Genomic DNA, 22,711 nt, shown 5'->3' with positions numbered 1-22,711 from the left:
GCATTGGTCTGTTGATATCAAAGGAGCTATCGTGCGTGAAGTCATTGTTCCGCCCCTTGTGAATGTTGCCCCTGAAACCAATATCACGGACCTCGTGATCCGGCAGGCAAACAAGTCCTCCAACCCTGCGCTCTTCGCCAAACTGAACGGCGCCGGCCAGTGGCAGGACATCCATGCCCGCGAATTCCTCGCGGATGTGTCCGCGCTGGCGAAGGGCCTGATCGCCAACGGCGTGCAGCCGGGCGACCGTGTGGGCATCATGTCCCGGACCCGCTACGAATGGACCCTGGTGGACTTCGCCATCTGGTTCGCCCGGCGGCATCTCGGTTCCGATCTACGAAACCTCGTCCCCCTCGCAGGTGGCCTGGAACCTCGGGGATTCGGGCGCCGTGGCAGCCTTCGCCGAGGCCGCCCACCACGAGGACATCATCCGTCAGGCAGTGGCCGGACAGGACCTTGGCACCGTGGCCAACGTTTGGCAGCTCGAAGGCGGCGGGCTCGACCTGCTGCGCAGCGCCGGCAGCGGAGTCAGAGACGAGGAACTCGAAGCCCGCCGCAGCAAGGCAGTCCTCGCGGACACCGCCACCATCATCTACACCTCGGGCACCACCGGCCGGCCGAAGGGCTGCGAACTGACGCACGGCAACTTCGTGGAACTGTCCGAAAACGCCCTGGCCTCCCTTGGCGATGTGGTGAACGAGCACGCCCGGACCATCATGTTCTTGCCGCTCGCCCACGTGTTCGCCCGCTTCATCTCGGTCCTGGCCGTCGCGGCCGGCGCGCAGGTGGCCCACACCCCGGACATCAAGCACCTGCTGGCCGACCTCCAGAGCTTCAAGCCATCCTTCATCCTGGCCGTGCCGCGCGTCTTCGAGAAGGTCTACAACTCGGCGCTCAGCAAGGCCGAGGACGGCGGCAAGGGCGGCATCTTCCACAAGGCAGCGGATACCGCGATCGCCTACTCGAAGGCGCGCCAAAGCGGTTCCATTGGCCTTGGCCTGCGGCTCAAGCACGCGCTGTTCGACCGTCTCGTCTACGGCAAGCTCCGGGCAGCCATGGGCGGGCAGGTTTCCCACGCTGTTTCCGGCGGCGGCCCCCTGGGCGAACGGCTGGGGCACTTCTTCCAGGGCATCGGGCTGCAGATCCTCGAAGGCTACGGCCTGACGGAAACCACTGCCCCGGTCTCCGTGAACACCCCCTCGCTGATCAAGATCGGCACCGTAGGCGCTCCCCTGCCGGGCAATGCAGTCAGGATCGCGGACGACGGCGAGATCCTCGCCAAGGGCGTCTGCGTCATGAAGGGCTACTACAAGCGGGACGACCTGCTTGCCGAGACCTTCGTGGACGGCTGGTTCCGCACCGGTGACATCGGCGAACTGGACGCCCAGGGCTTCCTGAAGATCACCGGCCGCAAGAAGGAAATCATCGTTACCGCCGGCGGCAAGAACGTGGTCCCAGCGCTCCTGGAAGACCAGATCCGCGCCGACGCCCTCGTCTCCCAGGTCCTGGTCCTCGGCGACAACCGGCCCTTCATCGGCGCCCTGGTGACCCTGGACGAGGAAGCCCTTCCCGGCTGGTTGGAGCGCCATGGCCTGCCCGCCGGCACCAGTGTGCAGGAGGCCGCCGGCAACCCGGTGGTGCGGGCGGCGGTGCAGGAGCTGATCAGCAAGGCCAACCAGTCAGTTTCCCAGGCCGAGTCCATCAAGTCCTTCCGGATCGTCGACTCGGACTTCACCGAAGCCTCCGGCCACCTGACGCCGTCCATGAAGGTCAAGCGCGCCCAGGTGATGAAGGACTTCGAGACAGTCATCGAGGAGATGTACGCGGCACCGAAGAGTTCCTGACTTTTCCTCCAAGGCAGGAAAGGAGGCCCGGGCTTTTGCCCGGGCCTCCTTTTGTTTGCTGTCTGGCGAACTATTCGACCGTCTTACTCAACAACGATCAGCAGGTCACCGCCCTGCACCTGTTCGATGGCGTTGATGGCCAGTCGCGAGACCTGGCCGGCCACCGGCGTCGTGATGGAGGCTTCCATCTTCATTGCCTCGATCGTGGCAACGGTGTCGCCGGCGTTGACGGCGTCGCCCACCTTGACGGTCACAGTCACGGCACCGGCGAACGGTGCGGCCACCTGGCCCGGCTGGGAAGGATCGGCCTTCTCGGCGGTCTTGACGTTGCTGACCACGGACTTGTCGCGCACGACCACCGGGCGGGACTGCCCGTTGAGCTTGCACATGACGGTGCGCATGCCCTTCTCGTCGGCTTCGGACACCGCTTCGAGGGAGGCGATCAGGCGGACGCCCTTCTCGAGTTCGATCACGTGTTCGGCGCCCCGCTGGAGGCCGTACAGGTAATCGCGGGTATCGAGGACGGAGATGTTGCCGTAGCTTTCGACGCTCTTGAGGTAGTCCTTGGTGGGACCGGCGAAGAGCAGGCGGTTCAGGGTCTGCCGGCGGGTGGCGGAATCGGCCTTGAGCGCGGCGCTGTCTTCGGCGCTCAGGTCCACGTCCCGCACCTTGATGCTGCGGCCCTGAAGGGCCTTGGTGCGGAACGGCTCCGGCCAGCCTCCGGGAGGATCGCCCAGTTCGCCGGACAGGAAGCCGATGACCGAGTCCGGGATGTCGTAGTTCTGCGGGTTCTCGTTGAAATCCGCCGGATCGGCGTTGAGGCCCACCAGGTGCAGGGCAAGATCGCCCACGACCTTCGAGGACGGCGTGACCTTGACCAGGCGGCCCAGGATACGGTCCGCAGCCGTGTACATGTCCTCGATGGCTTCGAACTGCTCGCCAAGGCCCAAGGCGATGGCCTGCTGGCGCAGGTTGGACAGTTGCCCGCCGGGGATCTCGTGCTGGTACACGCGGCCGGTCGGGCCCGGAAGGCCGGACTCGAATGGTGCGTAGACCCGGCGCACGGCTTCCCAGTAGGGTTCCATCGCGCTGACGGCGGCCAGGTCCAGGCCGGTGTCCCGCGGCGTGTGGGCCAGGGCGGCCACGAGCGCGGAAGCGGAAGGCTGGCTGGTGGTTCCGGCGAGCGAGGCGGAGGCGGCGTCGACGGCGTCGACCCCTGCGTCCACGGCGGCCAGCAGGGTGGCCAGCTGGCCGCCCGCGGTGTCGTGGGTGTGCAGGTGCACCGGCAGGTCGAAACGCTCGCGCAGGGCCGAGACCAGCTTGGCAGCCGCGGCGGGGCGCAGCAGGCCGGCCATGTCCTTGATGGCGAGGATGTGCGCGCCGGCGTCCACGATGCGCTGTGCCAGCTCGAGGTAGTAGTCGAGCGTGTAGAGGTTCTCCTCCGGATCCAGCATGTCGCCCGTGTAGCAGAGGGCGACCTCGGCGACGGCGGTGCCGGTGGCCCGGACCGCGCGGATGGCCGGGGCCATCTGGTTGACGTCGTTCAGGGCGTCGAAGATGCGGAAGATATCGATGCCGGTAGCTGCAGCCTCGTTGACGAAGGCCTCGGTGACTTCCTCCGGGTACGGGGTGTAGCCCACCGTGTTGCGGCCGCGGAGCAGCATCTGGAGGCAGACGTTGGGCAGGGCCTTGCGCAGCGCGGCAAGGCGGTCCCACGGGTCTTCACCGAGGAAGCGCAGCGCGACGTCGTAGGTGGCGCCGCCCCAGGCCTCAACGGAGAGCAGCTGCGGCGTCAGGGCGGCCACCGCGGGAGCGGCCGCCACGAGGTCGCGGGTGCGGACGCGGGTGGCCAGCAGGGACTGGTGGGCGTCGCGGAAGGTGGTGTCCGTGACTGCGACGGCGGTCTGTTCGCGGAGTGCCTTGGCGAAGCCTTCCGGTCCGAGTTCCAGCAGCTTCTGGCGGGAGCCGGACGGGACAGCCTTGCCTGCGACGGAGGGCAGCTTCGCGGCGGGATCCGAATGGACTTTGAGCTCGCCGTTGGGCTTGTTGACGGTGACCTCGGCCAGCCAGGTCAGCAGCTTGGTGCCGCGGTCTGCGGAACTGCGCGACTTAAGCAGCTCGGGACGCTCATCGATGAAGGACGTGGCGACGTTTCCGGCAACGAAGTCCGGGTCGTCCAGGACGGCCTGCAGGAAGGGGATGTTGGTCGACACGCCACGGATGCGGAACTCTGCCAGGGCACGGCGGGCACGGGCAACCGCGGCAGGGTAATCGCGGCCGCGGCAGGTGAGCTTCACCAGCATGGAGTCGAAGTGGGGGCTGATCTCGGCACCCGAGTACACGGTGCCGCCGTCGAGCCGTACACCGGCGCCACCGGCGGAACGGTAACCGGTGATCTTTCCGACGTCGGGACGGAAGCCGTTGGCCGGGTCTTCCGTGGTGATGCGGCACTGCAGCGCGGCACCCTTGATGGAGACGGTCTCCTGGCTGAGGCCGAGGTCCGCGAGGGTCTCCCCGGCGGCGATGCGCATCTGGGCCTGGACGAGGTCCACGTCCGTGATTTCCTCGGTGACCGTGTGCTCCACCTGGATGCGCGGGTTCATCTCGATGAAGACGTGCTGGCCGGCGCGCTCACCGACAGTGTCGACGAGGAACTCGACGGTGCCCGCGTTGACGTAGTTGAGCGCCTTGGCGAAGGCGACGGCGTCACGGTAGAGCGCCTGGCGGATGGATTCATCCAACTGCGGGGCGGGCGCGATCTCGATGACTTTCTGGTGGCGGCGCTGCAGCGAACAGTCACGTTCGAAGAGGTGCATGACGTTGCCCTGGCCATCCGCGAGGATCTGGACTTCGATGTGGCGCGGGCGCAGCACGGCCTGTTCCAGGAACATCGTGGGGTCGCCGAAGGCGGCGTCAGCCTCGCGCATGGCGGACTGCAGGGCCTCGGGGAGGGCTTCGCGGGTGTCCACGCGGCGCATGCCGCGTCCGCCGCCACCGGCAACGGCCTTGGCGAAGATCGGGAAGCCGATCTCGTCCGCGGCGGCGATCAGTTCATCGATGTCGCGGGACGGGGCGCTGGACTTGAGGACCGGAACACCGGCCTTGCGGGCGGCTTCGAGGGCGGCCACCTTGTTGCCCGCGAGCTCCAGGACCTCGGCGGGCGGGCCGACGAAGGTGATGCCCTCGGCCTTGGCGGCGCGGGCGAGGTCCGGGTTCTCGGAAAGGAAGCCGTAGCCGGGGTAGATCGCGTCTGCACCGGCTTCCTTGGCAACCCTGACGACCTCTGCAACGTCCAGGTAAGCACGGACCGGATGGCCCTCTTCACCAATAAGGTAGGCCTCGTCGGCTTTCTGCCGGTGGATCGAGTTGCGATCCTCATGGGGGAAAACCGCTACAGTCTTGGCGCCCAGCTCATAGCCTGCGCGAAAGGCACGGATCGCGATTTCGCCGCGATTGGCCACCAGAATTTTGGAAAACATACTTCTCCTGCATCATTGCGGGTGTAACCGGTCGGTGGTCACAGTGTGTAAGAACGGCCCGGATAAACACAAATCTTTGTGTCGACCGTCACAATGACCGCCGTCACGTGAAGTTCACCTTCGCCGGCAAGACGCTCCAACGTGCTAATGAACGGGCCACGGCCGGCGCCCGGAACGGTGAAACCGTGAATCCCCCGCCGGTCAACATAGAATGTTCTGGGGCGTGAGCCAGGCCCCTGTTCCGGCCGGGCCGGAACACTCTCCACAGCTACACGGCAACCGGCGTTAGGTTTTGGGTTTTCAAGTGCAAGTAGTCAGCATCAGCAGCCTCAAGGGTGGCGTGGGCAAGACATCCGTGACGACGGGACTGGCATCGGCGGCGCTGGCTGCCGGCATTCCCACCCTTGTCGTGGACCTCGATCCGCACGCGGACGCAACCACCGCACTGGGCGTCCAGCCCGCCGAGCAGCTCGACATCGGACGTATGCTCAAAAACCCCCGCAAGGCCCGCCTGAGCGAGAACGTTGCGGCGAGCGGCTGGATCAGCCAGATCCCGGACGGCGCAGGCTCCGCCGCCGGAAACGGCCACGCCGTCCTGGATGTCGCCGTCGGCTCCGCATTCACTGGCATCTACGACCGCCCCGACCTCGGCCGCCGCGACCTCCGCCGCCTTTCGGCAGTGCTCGCCGGCGCCGGTTCCTACGAACTCGTCCTGGTGGACTGCCCGCCATCGCTGAACGGGCTTACCCGCATGGCGTGGAACGCCAGCAACCGTGTGGTCCTGGTGGCAGAGCCAGGCCTCTTCTCCGTGGCCGGCACCGAACGGACCATGCGTGCCATCCAGCTCTTCCGCAAGGAGTTCGCCCCACAACTGGCACCGGCGGGCATCGTGGCCAACCGGGTGCGAAGCGGATCTTCGGAGCACGGCTTCCGCCTCGCCGAGATGGAATCGATGTTCGGCGAGCTCCTCCTGTCCCCGCACATCCCCGAGCAGGCGAACTGGCAGCAGATCCAGGGCGCCGCGCATGCCGTGCACCACTGGCCCGGCGATTCCGCCAAGGGCACCGCGAAGCTCTTTGACGCGCTGCTGGAGAACCTGCTGGCCTCGAACGGCCAGTCACCGTCGAACGGCCTGCGCGAACGCCGCCGCTGAAACGCCACAGACCGAACGCACAGACCAGGAAAGCCGCCCTCCAGTGGAAGGCGGCTTTCCTGTTGTCTGCTGTTACTCCGGGCTAGCCGGTGCGGCGGGCCGAGCGCCGCTTGCTGAGTTCATCGTCCGGGAAGGTCTGCTCCGCGGCGTGTTCGCTGGGGAGCTGGGCGAGACTGCCTTCCACTTCGCGCCACACGCGTCCGACGGCGATACCGAAGACGCCCTGTCCGCCCTGGACGAGGTCGATCACTTCGTCGGCGGAGGTACATTCGTAGACACTTGCGCCGTCGCTCATCAGGGTGATCTGTGCCAGGTCCTCGACGCCGCGCTCACGCAGGTGTTCGACGGCTGTACGGATCTGCTGGAGGGATACGCCGGTATCCAGGAGGCGCTTGACGACTTTCAGGACCAGGATGTCGCGGAAACCATAGAGCCGCTGCGAACCTGAGCCGGCGGCGCCGCGCACGGCGGGCTCGACCAGGCCTGTGCGCGCCCAGTAGTCGAGCTGGCGATAGGTGATACCCGCAGCCTTGCACGCGGTGGGGCCACGATAGCCGGCGTCTTCGTCGAGGACCGGCAGGTCCTCGGTGAAAAGAAGACCCTGGGCACCGCTAGCGGGCGCAGCAACACCATTCGAGGCCTGCTTCAGCTCGCCTGCTTCGCCTTTGGGACTCACGTGACCCTCCTTGTCCGAAGTTCCCCTGGGGATGGCGCATCCACAGCACACGAATGGAACGTCAATCGTGTAATTTCAAACGCGTCCGCACTCTCCAGTGTGAGCTACGCCTGCCGTGCATGCAACGGGAACTTGATACCTCCGACGTTAGGCGTGTAGAGGCCCGAGGTCAAAGACGCTTGGGGCATTTTCGCTCCGTGTCGAAACTTTCACCTTCGGCTTTAACGTTAAGAAGCCGTCAGCCTTCGAAGTCCTCGGGTTCCACATCGTCGAGGAACTCCCGGAAACGGCGCATTTCGCGCTCCTCATCCACGCTGGGGCCGGGTTCTGCCTCTTCCCCTTCGTCGTGTTCGGTGATCCGGACCCCGGCTTCTTCCATGACGGCGTCGGCACACCAGATGCGGCATTTCGCACGGAGGGCGAGGGCGAGGGCATCCGAGGCCCGCGAACTGACAGTGGTGCCGTCGTCGAACTGGAGCTGCCCGTAGAAGATGTTGTCCTCCACGGCAACGATGTTCACGCTGACGATCGCATGCCCGAGGGCCTCGACGACATCCACGAGGAGGTCATGCGTCATGGGCCGCGGCGGGACGACGCCCTGCTGTGCCAAGGCGATGGCGCTGGCCTCGGGGGTACCAATCCAGATGGGCACGTGCCGCTCCCCCTGGATCTCCTTGAGGAGGACCAGCGGCTGGTTGGAAGGGAGCTCGATCCTTACTCCGACAATCTCGACTTCAATCATCAGGATTCCATGCGCGAGATCCGGTCCTGCACCAGGGCCCGGTGCAGGGTGAGGCAAAGTTCACTGATTTCCCGGGCCGCTTCCGCTGCCCGTGACTGCGAGGCCGCGTCCTTGCGGGACATCAGCGGCGCCACTGCGCGTTCCACCAGTCCGAACTCGCGCTCGGCGGCAGCCTGGAACGGGCGCAGGTGCCGCGGCTCCAGGCCATGGCTTTCAAGCTGCACGCAGGCGCGCGCCACCTGCAGGGAGTGCTCGTCGAACTTCCCGTTGACATGGCTGATCAGCCCGAAGCTCAGCAGCGACTGAAGGAGCGGGACGCTGGCGCCGGATTCGGTGCGGAGCTGTTCCTCACTGAGCGCCCGGGCGCGTCCGTGGAGTTCTGCCGCGAGCTCGTCCGAGACGATCCGCGGGGAAACCGTCACCCCCGGCGGAAGGTTCTCCGGCCGTTCGCCGCGGTCGATCGCGTCGAGGTAGTCCTTGATGACCTTCAGCGGCAGGTACTGGTCGCGTTGCAGCGCCAAGACGAAGCGAAGGCGCTCCACATCGCTTTCCGCGTACTGGCGGTACCCGGCGGGGGTCCGCTTCGGGTTGATCAGCCCCTTTTCTTCAAGGAAACGGATCTTGGACGCCGTCATCGCGGGAAAGTCGTCGCTCAGCTGGGCGAGGACCTCGCCGATGTTCAGGACCTGGGGTCCACGCCGTTCCGGCTGGGCAATTGCCACAAGCAGGTACTCCGGATTCAGGCCCGGCCTGCAGCGCGCGCAGGGCTCAGGTAGAAGGTGAGTCGGAACTTGCCGATCTGGACTTCGCTGCCGTTCTTCAGCTGCACGCTGTCCACGCGGTCGTGATTGACGTACGTGCCGTTGAGGCTGCCGGTGTCCACCACTTCGAAACCGCCGGGGGTGCGGTGGAATTCGACGTGCTTGCGCGAGACCGTGACGTCGTCGAGGAAGATGTCGGCATCCGGGTGACGGCCCGCCGTCGTGCTGTCCGAGTCCAGAAGGAACCGGGCGCCGGCGTTCGGACCGCTGTGCGCGATCAGGAGCGCGGATCCCGGGGGCAATGCGTCCACGGCAGCGCGCTCTTCGGCAAGCAGCCTCGGAGTGATGCCCGGTTCGCTGCTGATGGGGGTGAGCTGGATCGAGGTGGTCTCCGACGTCGGCTGATCCAGTCCTTCGGACCGGCCCGGGACCGGGTTCTGTTCGCCGCCAACCATGGAAATCCTCCTCATCCGCCGGCGTCTCCCACAGACGCCGGTTCGCTTCTGCCCGGTTCCGCCGGGCCAAACGGGTTGCTGGCCCCGCCGGTTCTCCCTTGCGGGGGAACCGGCGTGTCGGACCAGATGGTTTTAGCCTACCTGCTGTTCGTACTCGGATGCACTGAGCAGCGACTCAACAGCGTCGGCTTCTGCCAGCTTGATCTCCAGGAGCCAGCCGTCACCGTAGGGATCGGAGTTGATCAGGGCCGGATCGCTGTCCAGAGCGTCGTTGCGGGCGATGACTTCGCCGCTCACCGGGGCGTAGATGTCGCTGACGCTCTTGGTGGATTCCACCTCGCCAACGACCTCGTTACCGGTGATGGTGGTGCCGGGTTCCGGCATCTGGACGTAGACAACGTCACCCAGGGCATCCTGCGCGAAGTCGGTGATGCCGATGCGGACGATCCCTTCGGCGTTGGGGGCAGCCACCCATTCGTGCTCGGCGGTGTAGGAGAGATCGGCAGGAATGTTGCTCATGGGTCGCCTTTCATCAGGACGTTGAGGACCACGACGGCGGAGCAGACTTCCAGCCGCCGCTGAAAGTATAGGCACATTCCTCCCGGCTCCCCATGGGTCTCTGGGATGATTGGGCGCAAGAGGATCCGCACTGCCGGAAGGTTCCTTCGGAGGAGCATCGCCATGCCTGAACTTCCAGAACTCTCTGCCGTGGCCGCCTATCTCGATGAGCGCCTTGCCGGCGCAACGGTGGTCGGCCTCCAGTTCCCCACGGTCTTTGCCTTGAAGAGCAAGGGAATCGACCCGGACAAGCTGGTGGGGCGGTCCGTTAGACGCGTGCACCGGCGCGGCAAGTTCCTGGTGTTCCAGACGTCCGCGGCCACCGATTCGGCCGAATACGCGGACGAAGGCGGCGCGTTGAGCATCGTGGTCAGCTTCGCCAAGGCCGGCTGGCTGCGTTTGTCCGGAAAGCTTCCCGAGATCGAGGACGCTCCGGAGCCGGTGCCCGGGAGCAAGACCGCTCCCGGGTACATTTCCGCCCATTTCGGCTTCAGAAACCACGGCACGGACTACGGGGTGGACCTGACGGACGCGGGGAGGTGGAAAGGCCTGGCCGTCTTCATCGTGCATGACCCGGAGGACGTACCCGGCGTCGCCGAACTCGGGCCGGAAGCCCTCGACCCGGAGTTCACCCTCGAGGAGTTCTCCCGTTTCTTCACCTCGCGGCAGCGGATCAAGGACATCATCAGGGACCAGAAACGGATCGCCGGCATCGGCAACGGCTACAGCGACGAAATCCTGCATGCCGCCAAGCTGTCGCCGCTAGCCGCAGGCGCATCCCTGGACCACGAAGAGCTCGGCAGGCTCTATGGTGCGATGCGCACACTGCTCGGTGACGCCACGGAAGCATTGAACGGGCTGGCGCCGGACAAACTGAAGGCCGCCAAGAAGGCGTCGATGGCGGTCCACGGACGCACGGGTGAAAGCTGCCCCGTCTGCGGCAGCACCGTCCAGGAACTCGCGTACGTGGGTACGTCCTTCCAATACTGTCCCGGCTGCCAGAGCGGCGGAGAGATCCTCAAACGGCCCGCGGCACGCGGCGGTGCGGAGAAGGAACCGGCCGAGGACTGACTCCGACCCGCCATGGGGTTCTGCCATGATGGGTGCCATGACTGAACAAGCACCAGTACCCCCTAAGAAAAAGAGCAACTGGGGCGCAAAGATCATCCTGATCCTTGTCGCGCTGGTCTTCGCCGTCATCTCCTACTTCGCCCTCGCCGCTTTCCTCCCCCGCTGGTGGTCCCAGACCATCGGCCAACAGGTCAACGGCAGCATTTCCGCAGGGATCCTGGCCGGCATGTTCTACGGCTTCGTCTTCACCTTCGCCGCCGCCTTGGTGGCATTGATCGGCCTGAACAGGAAGGTCACCTGGCCCTTCAAGATCGCGCTCGTGGTGCTTGGCGTGGCGATATCGACCCCGAACCTGCTGACCCTCTCCATTGCCCTCGGCACCAGCAACGGCGCGCACGCCGGGGAACGCGTGCTCGACGTCGATGCCCCCGGCTTCCGCACGGCCTCCCTCGTCGCGGCAATCGCCGGCTTCGTCGCGGCGGTGGCACTGGTGGTCCTGATCCAACTGTGGCGCAGCCGCGGAAAGAAAATGAAGGCGCTCAAGCTGGCCGAGAGGGACCGGCTCCAGGCAGAAAAGGACACCGGGCGCGCCGCACCCAGCCAGCCGCCGTCGGGCTCCGTCGGCACGGACGACCCGGCTCCTCGCGTGGCGGACGGTCCTGACGGAAAACCGGACCGGCCATAGGCCACCCCTTTGCCCGGGCTGGCTGTGTGAACCGCCTGGCCGTAGAATATTAGTTGCATGCGCTGCATATATGGTGGCGCGCCCAATCGGCAGGAGTTACGGGAACATGGGCATCAAGGACGACGCCGTCGAAGTCCGCGCACAGGGCTGGCGGACGCTTGCCGCGCTGCACGGGACCATCGAAACGGCACTGGAGAAGGCGCTGCAGTCGGCCGCCGGCCTTTCGGTGGTGGAGTACACCGTCCTCGACGCGCTGAGCCGGCAGGACGGCTGGCATATGCGCATGCAGCAGCTGGCGCGGGCCACCGCACTGTCCAGCAGCGCCACCACACGCCTGGTCAACCGCCTCGAAGACCGCGCCCTGCTCACCCGCATTCTCTGCGCGGACGACCGCCGCGGGATCTACACCGAACTGACCGACGCCGGGCAGAAGCTGCTGCTGGCCGCGCGCCCGGTGCATGACGAGGCCCTGGAAAAGGCCCTCGAAGAGGCCGAGGCGGTGCCGGAACTCGAGCCGCTGGTACGGGCGCTGGGCGCCCTGCAGGCTGTGTAGCTCAGGCCTTCTTCACAACACTCGACTTGAGCTGCATCGGGCCGAAGCCGTCCACCTTGCAGTCGATGTCGTGGTCGCCGAAGCCGTCCACGAGACGGATGTTGCGGACCTTGGTGCCTACCTTGATGGGCGCGGAACCGCCCTTGACCTTCAGGTCCTTGATGATCGTGACAGTGTCGCCGTCGTTGAGGACATTGCCGACCGCGTCCTTGATGAGCCGCTCCGCTGAATCTTCGCCGTCTGCCGCGGGTTCCCACTCGTGCCCACATTCGGGGCAGACGAGCAGCGCGCCCATCTCGTAGGCGTATTCACTGGAACATTCGGGGCACGGCGGCAGGGATTCACTCACCGTCCAAGAATACTTGGGGTCCGGGGACGCACTTCACAAAGTAGTTGCTTGCGCTTGTTATTTGCGTGTGCAAATATTGATTCATCGGCGAAATAACCAGCGCCTGCAACTACTTTTCAAGTGTAACAGGAGACCCCTCATGCCTCTCGGCCTACTCGCACTCGCCATCGGCGCGTTCGGCATCGGCCTTACGGAATTCGTCATCATGGGCCTGCTGCCCGAGGTGGCCGCGGACTTCGCGGTGACCGAGGCCGCGGCCGGATGGCTGATTTCCGGATACGCCTTGAGCGTCGTCGTCGGCGCCCTGCTGCTGACCGCTGCGACCACCCGGCTCCCCCGCAAGGCCGTGCTGCTCAGCCTGATCGTGCTCTTCATCGTGGGCAACGCGCTGACCGCATTGGCCGGGGACTACAGCATGGCAATGATCGGCCGCATCATCGCCGCCCTGTGCCACGGCGCCTTCTTTGGCATCGGCTCCGTGGTTGCGGCCAGCCTGGTGGCCCCCGCCAAGAAGGCTGGCGCCATCGCCATCATGTTCACCGGCCTCACTGCCGCGAACGTGCTCGGCGTTCCTTTCGGCACCTTCATCGGCCAGCAGTTCGGCTGGCGCGCCACGTTTTGGGCCATCTCCGTCATCGGCGTCCTGGCCTTCATCGGCATCGCGGTCCTTGTTCCCGTGCTGCGCCAGTCCGGCGGGCACATCAGCCTGCGCAATGAGCTCCGTGCCTTCCGTTCCGGCCAGGTGTGGCTCTCCCTGCTCGTGACGGTCCTCGCCTACGGCGGCATGTTCGGCGCTTTCACCTACATCGCCTACACCCTCACAGAGGTCAGCGGCTTCGCGTCCAGCTCCGTGCCGTGGCTGCTGGTGCTCTTCGGCGCCGGCCTGGTGGTCGGAAACTGGCTGGGCGGACGCCTCGCCGACCGCTCCATTGACGGAACCCTGGTCTTCTTCATCGCCGCGCTGATTGTTGTACTCGGACTGTTCGGCCTGTTCGCAGGATCGCAGCCGGCCACCATCGTTGCCCTGTTCCTCATGGGCGGCTTCGGCTTCGGCACGGTCCCGGGCCTCCAGAGCCGCATCATGATCTACGCGGGCCAGGCTCCCACCCTCGCCTCGGGCGCCAACATCGGCGCCTTCAACGTGGGCAACGCCCTGGGTGCCTGGACCGGCGGCCTCGGCATCGCAGCGGGCCTCGGCTACACCTCGCCCATCTGGATCGGCACCGTCATCACCGCCGCGGCACTCGTCGTCATGGTGATCGCAATGGCTACCGCCAAGGGCGCACGCCCTTCGGAAGCCCAGGCGGCCGCTGTCGACGAGTCCGCCGTCGCCGTCCACTGATTTCCCACAGCCCTATCCATCCAAGGAGAAAACATCATGGCCACACACCACCTGACCGCAACGGACGCTGAACTGCTCGTCACCACGGCCCGCGAGGCTGCCGCGGCCGAAGGGGTCAACGTCAGCATCAGCGTGCTCGACGCCGGCGGGCACCTCCTGGCGTTCCGCCGGGACGAGGAGGCGCTGCTGATCTCAGGCGAGACGAGCACCCGCAAGGCCTACACGGCCGTGCAGCTCAACGCCGCGACGGCCGACGTCGTGGATGCGGTGAAGCCCGACGGCCCCTTCCACACCCTCGCCACCGCCCTGGACCGCCCGCTGCTGTTCATCGCCGGGGGCGTCCCCGTGCACCGCGACGGCCGGCTGGTGGGCGCGATCGGCGTGGGCGGCGGCGCCCCGGAGCAGGACCACTCCTTCGCGGCTGCGGCGGTGGCGAAGCTGGGGTAGCTGCCTCGTTTGCCAGGTGCGTAGGTCCCGGACGCCATTGAGGTGTCCGGGACCTTTGCTACATACCGTCACACAACGCCACGGCTCCGGTACCGGACAGACAACGTCCTACCCTTGACACGTGACTTTGACTAAGTTCCGTACCGCCGCCGCGAGCTCCCTCGCCGCCGCAGGTCTCCTGCTTTCCCTCGCCGCCTGTTCCACGCCGGCCGCCAGCCCGTCAGCCAGTTCCGCTCCCGTGTCCTCGACGGCGTCCTCGACCACCTCTTCATCCGCCGCCGCCTCGAAGCCCTGCGCCGGCGTGAAGGTGATCGTCGATTCGAGCGCCTTGAAGGACGCTTCCACGGAAGTGGCTCCCGTTTGCGTGTCCGTGGACGGGCCCACGCTCGCCTCGAAGGTGCTCAACGAGGCAAAGGTGAAAACCGAAGGCACCGAGGCATATCCCAAGGACGTGGTGTGCCGCGTGAACGGTGTTCCCGCCGCTAACGCCGACATCGCCCACAAGGGCGGCACGTACCGGGAAGAATGCAAGAAGATGCCGGCCGCGTTCGCCTACTGGTCCCTCTGGGTCAAGCCGGCTTCCGGTCCGTGGGGCTACGCCCAGGAAGGCCTCGCCACCCTGAAGGTCAGCCCGGGCCAGAGCCTGGAACTGCTTTTCGTGGTTGACGGCGCACCGGCCGCACCCACGGCGTGACCTTTCGACCCGCGCCGTTACGCGCAGGGGCGGCACTCGCCGTCGTATTCATCGCGGCGCGGGTCATCTACCGCATCCTTTTCAACGGGGCAAGCACCGGCGAGACGGTATTGCTCAACATGCCGGCGATCCAGTTGCCTGCCCCGTACGCCCATGTGGTCGTCCTCGGCCCGGTAACGGCACAAGGCCTGTGGGAGGCGCTGCTGTCCGCCCTGCCGATTGCGGGCATCATCCTCGGCTTCGGCCTGCTCAACTCCGTGGTGGACGTGGCCCGCGGCTTCGTGCTCCTGGCCCGTGGCGGCCCCTTGCAGGGCCTTGCCCGGATGCTTGTGGTGGCCTGGGCTGCGCTCCCGGCGCTTTCCGAGGCCGTGGGCTCCGTGCGGCTGGCTTTTCGCTTGCGGGGCGAACGCTTCGGACCCCGCGCGCTGGTTCCCGTGCTCGAGCGCACCCTCGAACACGCAGGCAGGGTCGCCGCGGCCCTGGAGCTGCGCGGCTTCGGGAGCCGGGCAGCACGCCGCACCGGCCGGGGCAACAAGGCGCCGCTGTGCGTCCGGAACGCACAGTTCCGGATTGCTGACGCCCGGGTCCGCATAGCCGAACTTGCACCGCCAAGCGGCTCAGTCACGGTGATCACGGGGCCGACCGGCTCCGGCAAGTCCACGATCCTGCGGGGATTGGCCGGCCTCCTTTCGCATGTTGACGGCGGAGAAATCTCCGGCACGGTGATCATCGCCGGAACGGAGCGCGCCGCCACGCCGCCGCGCGATACGGCCCGCCTCATCGGGGTCGTCCTGCAGAACCCGCGCGCCGCGTTCGCCACCACCCGGGTCCGCGACGAAATCGCCCTCGCCCTCGAACTGCGCGGTGCGTCATCCGGCATCGCCAAGGCCCGGGTGTCGGAGGTCGCGGAGCGTATCGGGGTGTCGGCGCTGCTGGACCGGAATCTCAGCACCCTCTCGGCGGGTGAGGCGACGCTCGTAGCCATCGCCGCCGCCGTCGTGGAGCACCCGGTCCTGCTCCTGGTCGACGAGCCGCTGGCCGACCTTGACACCGAAGCGCGCGGACGCGTCATCGGGGTGCTCAACACCCTCGCCCGCGAGGCGGGTGTCTGCGTCATTGTGGCGGAGCACCGTGCCGGAGCGCTGGTCCCGGTCGCCGACGCGTGGTGGACCATCGACGACGGCGCGCTGGTGCCCAGGGACGCGCCCTCACCCGCGGCGCCGGTCCCTGACCGCCCGTCGTCCGTGCAGTCGGCTCAGGATCTGCCCGTGCTGACCGCGACACAGCTTGCGGTGCACCGCGCAGGCAAGCCTTTGGTGCGCGACGCTTCCCTGACCCTGCACCGCGGTGAAGTCGTGGCGCTGGTGGGGCCGAACGGCGCCGGGAAGTCGTCCCTGCTCGTGGCCTTGGCCCTCGGCGAGGGCACCCGCGACGGCGGCCGGGTCGCCGCCGCCCGCACCGCGTTGGTGCCGGACGCCTCCGACGACCTTTTCACGAGGGACACCGTGGCGGCCGAGCTGCGTGCGGCGGACCGGCGGGTGCAGCGAAAGGGCGGAGCGGCAGTGGCTCTTGGCGGCGCGGCCGCACGCCTGGTGCGCCTGCGCGGAGACGCCGCGATTCCCATGGGCCGCGAGCATCCCCGGGACCTTTCGGCGGGCGAGCGCCGGATCCTTGCCATCGCACTGCAGACCACCGACAACCCGGACGTGCTCCTCATCGATGAGCCGACCCGGGGGCTCGATCCGGCCGCGCGCGCAGCAGTCTCGGCGGCGCTGCGGGCCGCGGCTGACGCCGGCGCGGCGGTCCTGATCGCCACCCACGACCTCGATTTCGCTCACGGCCTGGGCGCCCGGATCCTCCCGATGCGCGACGGCGTCGCCCCCTCGCCCGTGACGGAAGCCGCCCCGGCGGCTTCCGACATGTCCGAACCGTCCGTCCGCCCGGCGGCTGCGGCCCGAGCAAGTGCCACCCCGCGACCATGGGCCGTCGACGAACTTTCAGACACAGAGGCTGCGCAGAAGTCCCGCCACATCCGGATGCCCCGGGCTGCCGAGCTCACGGTCCTCGCGGCCGCGAACCTGCTTGCGCTCGCTTCCTTCTGCTGGCCGCTGCTCGCTGCCGCCCTTCCGGAGGATGCCGCCGCGGCCGTCCCCTACGCGGCGCTGGCCGTCGCGCCCCTCGCAGCGGTCACCATCGCGGTGTCCCTGGACGGCTCGGTGCGCTCCGCACACACGGTCGCGTTGCTCGGCGTGCTGGCCGCCGTCGGTTCCGTGGTGCGGGTGGCGAGCACCGGCGTAGGGGGCGTGGAGGCGGTCTTCATCCTGCTGATCCTGGCCGGCCGCGCGTTCGGCGCCCGTTTCGGCCTGCTCCTGGGCGCCGCCACCATCGCGCTCTCGAGCGCCTTGTGGGGCGGCATCGGGCCGTGGTCGCCGTTCCAGATTTTCGCCTGCGCGTGGGTTGGGGCCGGGGCCGGTCTGCTCCCCCGCCGGGTGCGAGGGAGGGCCGAACTGTGGATGCTGTGCGGCTACGGCATCGTGTCGTCCTATGTGTTCGGACTGCTCACCAATCTGTGGTTCTGGCCCTTCGCTGTCGGCGCCGGCACCGGCATCTCCTACGTGCCCGGTGCGCCGCTGGGCACCAACCTCAGCAGCTTCCTGCTCTACTCGCTCCTGACCTCGACCGCGGGGTGGGACACCCTGCGTGCGGTCACCACGATCATCGGAGTCAGCGTGGTGGGGCGGGCCATTCTCGCCGCGCTGCGGCGGGTAAAACCCGTCTCCACTCAAGCCAGGGAGGGGCTACAAAGCTAGGAGCCTGCGGACATCGCGGGTCCCTCGCCGACTGCAACTGCTTATCGCGGCTGTCCCTAAGGGCAGCGAACCTCAATCCCGGGGTGGTACTCTGCGACCCGGATCTGTTCCTGGTCTATGCCTAGACTCCAACCCGGGTAGGCTCTTCGGATGACTTTCGATGCGAACGACGCGGGCACCGGCGTCGACGGGATCCGCCGCGAGATCCTCACTTGGGACCAGTTCGGCGATGCGGCACCATCGCTTGCCGTCGCAGCTGGGGATGATGCCGCGTGAGCGTGCACCTCATCGGCGGCGGCGCGACCACGGGTGCGGACGCCCCGCTCTACGCGCCGTTCGTCGCCGAAGCGGCGCTGCGAGCGGGCCACGCGGGCCGCGCGCGGCCGCGCGTCGCCGTGATCTCACTGCACCCCGAGGCCGAGGAGAAGGCGGCGGCGCTTGGCGAGCTCCTGGCCGAGGCCGGAACGGGACCCGCAATCGAGTTGCACCTGACCGCGGGGCGGCCCGGCGAGCCGATCGGGCTCGGCGCGATCGCCGACGTCGACGGTATCGCGGTGGGGGGCGGCTTCGTCGAGGACGTGCGCGCCGGGCTCGAGCCGGTGTTCGGAGAGTTGCGCCGGTTGGTCGCCGGTGGTGTGCCCTATCTCGGCGTCTCGGCCGGCGCGATGATCGCGGCGGAGGGCTCGCTCGGAAGCGGCTCGCGCATTGGCGGCGTGGCCGTCTCACCTGAGGACCCCGGCGAAGCAGGCGACGAGCTGGAGATCGAGGCCGGCATCGGCCTCGTCGACGTGGCCATCGAGGTGCACGTGGCCGAGCGCGGCATGCTGTCCCGACTGGTCGCCGCCGTCGAGTCCGGGCTGGTCGCGGGCGGGCTCGGCATCGACGAGCGCACGGCCCTGATCGTGGGCGATGGCGGGCTCCGGGTCGAGGGCAAAGGCAGCGTCTGGAGGGTGCTGCCGGCCGAGGGCGGCGTGCTGGTCTCCACGATCGGCACTTGAGGGCGCCCTCGAAGTCCTCGCATCTGTAGTCCACCGGCGAAGGCGCCCGTTAGCCGGTCCCCGACCGCGTCAGCTCGCCACTGCCTTAGCCTTCTTCGAGGAGGCTGTCCCCGGACCCTCGGCTGATTCCCATAGCACCCGCCCGCAACACTGCCCGGTGAAGGCACCCTAAACGCTCCAATTCAGATCGTCTCAAAACCCTTCTGTGAGCTTCAGCTATTCAGCCAAAAGCTATTGCACAAACTACCGGTAGTCTCGGGCCCAGCTCACACCTTGAAGTACTTCGCCTCCGGGTGGTGGAAGACGAACGCGTCGGTGGACTGCTCGGGGTGCAGCATCAGCTCATCGCTGAGGACCACGCCCATCCGCTCGGGATGCAGCAGTTCGACGACCTTGCGGCGGTCCTCCATGTCCGGGCACGCGGGGTATCCGAGCGAGAACCGGGCACCGCGGTAATCGAGCTTGAACAGGCCTGCTTTGTCCTTCGGTTCCTCGGCCGCGAAGCCCAGCTCCTCGCGGACCCGGGCGTGCCAGAATTCCGCGAGCGCCTCCGTGAGCTGCATGACCAGGCCGTTGAGCTCGTAGTAGTCGCGGTAGTGGTTGCCCTTGAACAGCTCCGCGGTTACCTCATCGATCTTGTTGCCTGCGGTGACCAGCTGGACCGGCAGGACGTCTACCTGTCCCGATTCGCGCGAGCGGACGAAGTCGGCGAGGCACAGGTGCCGGTCGCGGCGCTGGCGCGGGAAATCGAAGCGCAAGCGGTCGGTGCCGATCGGGCCGCCTGAGCCGCCGTCGGGGGCGAGCAGGCCCGCGGTGCCGAGGACGCCGTCGCGGTCCTCGCCGTGGTGCAGCACCACCACCTGTTCCCCTTCGGAGACGACCGGGAAATAGCCGTAGGCGACGGATGCGTCGAGCATTCCCTCGCCGAGGATGCGGTCCAGCCAGTACCGCAGGCGCGGCCGGCCTTCGCGTTCCACCAGTTCCTCGTACGAGGCGCCGTCGTCACCGCGGCCGGGTTTGAGACCCCATTGCCCCATGAAGGTGGCACGTTCGTCGAGGAATGCCGCGTAGTCGGCGAGCGCCACGCCGCGCACGATGCGCGTGCCCCAGAACGGCGGCGCGGGCACGTGATTGTCGGCGGCGACGTCGGAACGGCCTGGCATCGCCTCCGGCTCGGTCAGGGTGAGGGTGCCGCCACGCTTGTGGTGGCGCTTCTTCAGCGGCGGGAGGCCGACGTCAGCGGGGTTGGCGCCGCGGGCGATCTTCACCAGCGGCTCCATGAGCGCCAGGCCCTCGAAGGCGTCCTTCGCGTACCGGACCTCGCCCTCGAACTGCCCCGCGAGGTCGGCTTCGACGTAGGCGCGGGTGAGCGCCGCGCCGCCGAGGATGACCGGCCACCGCTTCGCCAGCCCGCGGGACTGGAGCTCCTCGAGGTTTTCCTTCATCACCACGGTGGACTTCACGAGGAGTCCGGACATGCCGATCACGTCCGCGTTGTGCTCCTCCGCGGCGGCGATGATGTCGGCGATCGGTTGCTTGATGCCGAGGTTGATCACCTTGTAGCCGTTGTTGGTGAGGATGATGTCCACCAGGTTCTTGCCGATGTCATGCACGTCGCCGCGCACGGTGGCGATCACCATGGTGCCCTTGCCGGAGGAATCCGACTTCTCCATGTGAGGCTCGAGCAATGCGACCGCCGACTTCATCACTTCGGCCGACTGCAGCACGAATGGCAACTGCATCTCGCCGGCGCCGAAGCGCTCACCGACCACTTTCATGCCTTCGAGCAGGTGATCGTTGATGATGCCGAGCGCGGTCATCCCCTCGGCGAGCGCCAGGTCGAGGTCTTCTTCCAGGCCCTTGCCTTCGCCGTCGATGATGCGGCGTTCCAGGCGCTGGCCCGTGGGCAGCGCCGCGAGTTCCGCTGCGCGCTGGTCCTTAAGCGCTGCAGTGTCAACGCCGGCGAACATGTCCAGCATGATGGCGAGGGGGTCGTAGGTGACGTTGCCGTCGGCGTCGTACTCGCGGCGGTCCCAGACGAGATCCAGGGCGACCTTGCGCTGCTCCTCCGGCAGGGAGGCAAGCGGCACGATCTTGGCGGCGTCGATGATCCCGCTGGTGAGCCCCGACTGCACTGCCTCGTGCAGGAATACGGAGTTCAGCACAATGCGCGCGGCCGGGTTCAGGCCGAAGGAGACGTTGGAGACACCGAGCGTGGTGTTGATGCCGGGGTACTTCGCGGTGATCTGGCGGATGGCCTCGATGGTTTCGATGCCGTCCCGGCGGGTTTCCTCCTGGCCGGTGGCGATGGGGAAAGTCAGCGCGTCCACGATGATGTCTTCGACGCGCATGCCCCATTCGCCCACCAGGGAATCGACCAGGCGGGAGGCGATGGCCACCTTGCCTTCGGTAGTGCGGGCCTGGCCCTGTTCGTCGATGGTGAGGGCGATGACCGCGGTGCCGTGTTCCTTCACGAGCGGCATGATCTTGGCGAAGCGGCTGTCCGGGCCGTCGCCGTCTTCATAGTTGACGGAGTTGACCACCGGGCGGCCGCCGATGAGTTCGATGCCGGCTTTCAGGACAGGCGGTTCCGTGGAGTCGATGACGAGCGGGAGGGTGGAGGCCGAAGCGAAACGCGAGACGACCTCCTTGATGTCCGCCACGCCGTCGCGCCCCACGTAGTCGATACAGACGTCCAGCAGGTGGGCGCCGACGCGGATCTGTTCGCGGGCGATGTCCACGCAGTCATCCCAGCGCTCTTCGAGCATGGCCTGGCGGAAGGCCTTGGAGCCGTTGGCGTTGGTGCGCTCACCGATGGCGAGGTAGGAAGCGTCCTGGTCGAAGTTCACGTGCTGGTAGAGGGAGGCGACGCCGGCTTCGCGTTCGGTGGGCGTGCGACCGCTGTTTTTCTTCTTCGTCCGGAAGGGCGCGAGCCGTTCGACGACGGCGGCCATGTGTTCCGGCGTCGTACCGCAACAGCCGCCCACCAGGCCCAGGCCGAATTCGCGGACGAACTGTTCGTGCGCGGTGGCGAGTTCCGCGGGCGTGAGCGGGTAGTGCGCGCCGTTGGCGCCGAGAATGGGCAGGCCGGCGTTGGGCATGCAGGCGATGGCGACGGTGGACTGCTTGGCAAGGTGGCGGAGGTGCTCGCTCATCTCGTCCGGGCCGGTGGCGCAGTTCAGTCCGATGGCGTCGACGCCGAGGGGTTCCAGTGCGGTGAGTGCGGCACCGATTTCGGAGCCCATGAGCATGGTTCCGGTGGTCTCGACCGTTACTTCGACGAAGATCGGGAGGCGGATGCCGCGGGAGACGATGGCCTGCTTGCAGCCGTTGACGGCGGCCTTGGTTTGGAGGAGGTCCTGGCTGGTTTCGATGAGGAAGGCGTCCGCGCCCCCGTCGATGAGGCCCTCGGCCTGCAGGGCGAAAGTCTGCTTGAGGTGGTCGTAGCTGGTGTGGCCGAGGCTGGGGAGCTTGGTGCCGGGGCCTATGGAGCCGAGGACCCAGCGCATGCGGCCGTCTTGGGTTTCCGCCGCTTCGGCGCGTTCCCGGGCGATCTTGGCGCCCTTGAGGGCGAGCTCTTCGATGCGGTCGTCGATGCCATAGTCAGAGAGGTTGGACCAGTTGGCACCGAAGGTGTTGGTCTCCACGGCGTCGATGCCGGCGGCGAAGTAGGCGTCGTGGATGTCCGCAATGACGTCCGGGCGAGTGTCGTTGAGGATCTCGTTGCAGCCCTCGAGACCCTGGAAGTCTGTCTCGAGGGAGAGCTCCTTGCCCTGCAGCATGGTGCCCATGGCGCCGTCGGCAATGACGACCCGCTGGTCCACGGCATCCAGGAGCGCCTGCGCGCGGGCCGGACGGGGCACGGAGTCGATATCGAGCGCGAAACGAGGCATGTGAACAAGGTTACGGCGCGTGCTTGCTTTGGGGCGGGTTCGGGGTGGGTTGTTGCGGTGGGTGACGGGGGTGGCTCACTCTGCAGCCGCAGGAGGTTTGTGCCAATGGGCGCTGTTAGCACGTACACCATCAGCAAAGCGCCTCAACACCTCATGGTCGCGCTCGGCATCATGGTCGCGAAGACTCGCGTCCTTCAACAA

General features: G+C 67.2%; 18 protein-coding genes and 1 pseudogene. 11 read left to right on the top strand and 8 right to left on the bottom strand.

The window, feature by feature from the left end:
* Positions 1-31 precede the first annotated feature (31 nt).
* Positions 32-1,844: pseudogene (locus ACZ9CK_RS06600) on the top strand (AMP-dependent synthetase/ligase).
* A gap of 83 nt (positions 1,845-1,927) precedes the next feature.
* Here ACZ9CK_RS06600 and ACZ9CK_RS06595 read toward each other — a convergent pair.
* A complete protein-coding gene (locus tag ACZ9CK_RS06595; protein ID WP_476049566.1) occupies positions 1,928-5,323 on the bottom strand; it encodes a pyruvate carboxylase in 3,396 nt (1,131 codons plus the stop codon).
* Positions 5,324-5,627: 304 nt separating this feature from the next.
* On the opposite strand from ACZ9CK_RS06595, the gene ACZ9CK_RS06590 reads away from it, so the two are divergent.
* A complete protein-coding gene (locus tag ACZ9CK_RS06590) occupies positions 5,628-6,476 on the top strand; it encodes a ParA family protein (RefSeq protein WP_476049565.1) in 849 nt (282 codons plus the stop codon).
* 82 nt (positions 6,477-6,558) lie between these two features.
* Here the strand turns inward: ACZ9CK_RS06590 and ACZ9CK_RS06585 are convergent, their stop codons facing one another.
* From ACZ9CK_RS06585 to gcvH, 5 genes are all read right to left on the bottom strand, one after another.
* Entirely contained in the window at positions 6,559-7,152 is a 594-nt protein-coding gene (locus ACZ9CK_RS06585; RefSeq protein ID WP_426302972.1) for a MerR family transcriptional regulator, read from the bottom strand.
* 238 nt (positions 7,153-7,390) lie between these two features.
* Positions 7,391-7,894 (bottom strand): bifunctional nuclease family protein, encoded by a 504-nt coding sequence (locus tag ACZ9CK_RS06580; RefSeq protein WP_120520486.1) that lies wholly within the window; start codon positions 7,892-7,894, stop codon positions 7,391-7,393.
* Positions 7,894-8,610: a transcriptional regulator FtsR gene (gene ftsR / locus ACZ9CK_RS06575; RefSeq protein WP_426303427.1), complete on the bottom strand. Its 717-nt coding sequence runs from the start codon at positions 8,608-8,610 to the stop codon at positions 7,894-7,896. Before ftsR ends, ACZ9CK_RS06580 begins: the two co-directional genes overlap by 1 nt.
* A 23-nt stretch (positions 8,611-8,633) precedes the next feature.
* Positions 8,634-9,110, bottom strand: a complete 477-nt coding sequence (locus tag ACZ9CK_RS06570) for an FHA domain-containing protein (protein ID WP_426302971.1) — start codon at positions 9,108-9,110, stop codon at positions 8,634-8,636.
* Between the two features lie 132 nt (positions 9,111-9,242).
* Complete coding sequence (gene gcvH / locus ACZ9CK_RS06565; RefSeq protein WP_426302970.1) at positions 9,243-9,629, bottom strand: glycine cleavage system protein GcvH; 387 nt, start codon at positions 9,627-9,629, stop codon at positions 9,243-9,245.
* A 162-nt stretch (positions 9,630-9,791) separates the two neighbouring features.
* Between gcvH and ACZ9CK_RS06560 the strand changes: the two genes are divergently transcribed.
* The 3 genes from ACZ9CK_RS06560 to ACZ9CK_RS06550 all read left to right on the top strand — a co-directional run bounded on the left by ACZ9CK_RS06560 (position 9,792) and on the right by ACZ9CK_RS06550 (position 11,977).
* Complete coding sequence (locus tag ACZ9CK_RS06560; protein ID WP_476049564.1) at positions 9,792-10,739, top strand: DNA-formamidopyrimidine glycosylase family protein; 948 nt, start codon at positions 9,792-9,794, stop codon at positions 10,737-10,739.
* A gap of 37 nt (positions 10,740-10,776) precedes the next feature.
* The gene (locus ACZ9CK_RS06555; protein WP_426302968.1) at positions 10,777-11,424 is read left to right on the top strand and encodes a hypothetical protein; all 648 of its coding nucleotides are present in this window, start codon (positions 10,777-10,779) and stop codon (positions 11,422-11,424) included.
* A gap of 106 nt (positions 11,425-11,530) precedes the next feature.
* Complete coding sequence (locus ACZ9CK_RS06550; protein WP_074590495.1) at positions 11,531-11,977, top strand: MarR family winged helix-turn-helix transcriptional regulator; 447 nt, start codon at positions 11,531-11,533, stop codon at positions 11,975-11,977.
* A gap of 1 nt (position 11,978) precedes the next feature.
* Here the strand turns inward: ACZ9CK_RS06550 and ACZ9CK_RS06545 are convergent, their stop codons facing one another.
* Positions 11,979-12,326 (bottom strand): zinc ribbon domain-containing protein YjdM, encoded by a 348-nt coding sequence (locus ACZ9CK_RS06545; RefSeq protein ID WP_476049563.1) that lies wholly within the window; start codon positions 12,324-12,326, stop codon positions 11,979-11,981.
* A gap of 139 nt (positions 12,327-12,465) precedes the next feature.
* Here ACZ9CK_RS06545 and ACZ9CK_RS06540 point away from each other — a divergent pair, with 139 nt between their 5' ends.
* The 6 genes from ACZ9CK_RS06540 (at position 12,466) to ACZ9CK_RS06515 (ending at position 18,617) form a co-directional block, all read left to right on the top strand.
* On the top strand, positions 12,466-13,668 hold the full coding sequence (locus tag ACZ9CK_RS06540; RefSeq protein ID WP_476049562.1) for an MFS transporter: 1,203 nt from the start codon (positions 12,466-12,468) through the stop codon (positions 13,666-13,668).
* Positions 13,669-13,704: 36 nt separating this feature from the next.
* Positions 13,705-14,115 carry a GlcG/HbpS family heme-binding protein gene (locus ACZ9CK_RS06535; protein ID WP_426302965.1) on the top strand — a complete coding sequence of 137 codons (411 nt, stop codon included), beginning with the start codon at positions 13,705-13,707 and terminating at the stop codon, positions 14,113-14,115.
* Between the two features lie 121 nt (positions 14,116-14,236).
* The gene (locus ACZ9CK_RS06530) at positions 14,237-14,809 is read left to right on the top strand and encodes a hypothetical protein (protein ID WP_476049561.1); all 573 of its coding nucleotides are present in this window, start codon (positions 14,237-14,239) and stop codon (positions 14,807-14,809) included.
* Entirely contained in the window at positions 14,806-17,619 is a 2,814-nt protein-coding gene (locus tag ACZ9CK_RS06525; RefSeq protein WP_476049560.1) for an ATP-binding cassette domain-containing protein, read from the top strand. Before ACZ9CK_RS06530 ends, ACZ9CK_RS06525 begins: the two co-directional genes overlap by 4 nt.
* Before the next feature lie 150 nt (positions 17,620-17,769).
* The gene (locus tag ACZ9CK_RS06520; RefSeq protein ID WP_426302962.1) at positions 17,770-17,895 is read left to right on the top strand and encodes a hypothetical protein; all 126 of its coding nucleotides are present in this window, start codon (positions 17,770-17,772) and stop codon (positions 17,893-17,895) included.
* Positions 17,892-18,617 carry a Type 1 glutamine amidotransferase-like domain-containing protein gene (locus ACZ9CK_RS06515; protein WP_426302961.1) on the top strand — a complete coding sequence of 242 codons (726 nt, stop codon included), beginning with the start codon at positions 17,892-17,894 and terminating at the stop codon, positions 18,615-18,617. The genes ACZ9CK_RS06520 and ACZ9CK_RS06515 overlap by 4 nt, the downstream gene beginning before the upstream one ends.
* A 266-nt stretch (positions 18,618-18,883) precedes the next feature.
* Here ACZ9CK_RS06515 and metH read toward each other — a convergent pair whose 3' ends face one another.
* On the bottom strand, positions 18,884-22,510 hold the full coding sequence (gene metH / locus ACZ9CK_RS06510; protein WP_476049559.1) for a methionine synthase: 3,627 nt from the start codon (positions 22,508-22,510) through the stop codon (positions 18,884-18,886).
* Between the last annotated feature and the right edge of the window lie 201 nt (positions 22,511-22,711).

The organism is Arthrobacter sp. TE26545, assembly GCF_056279005.1.
The sequence above is the reverse complement of the archived record's forward strand: the minus strand, read 5'-3'. Positions and strand labels throughout refer to the sequence as shown.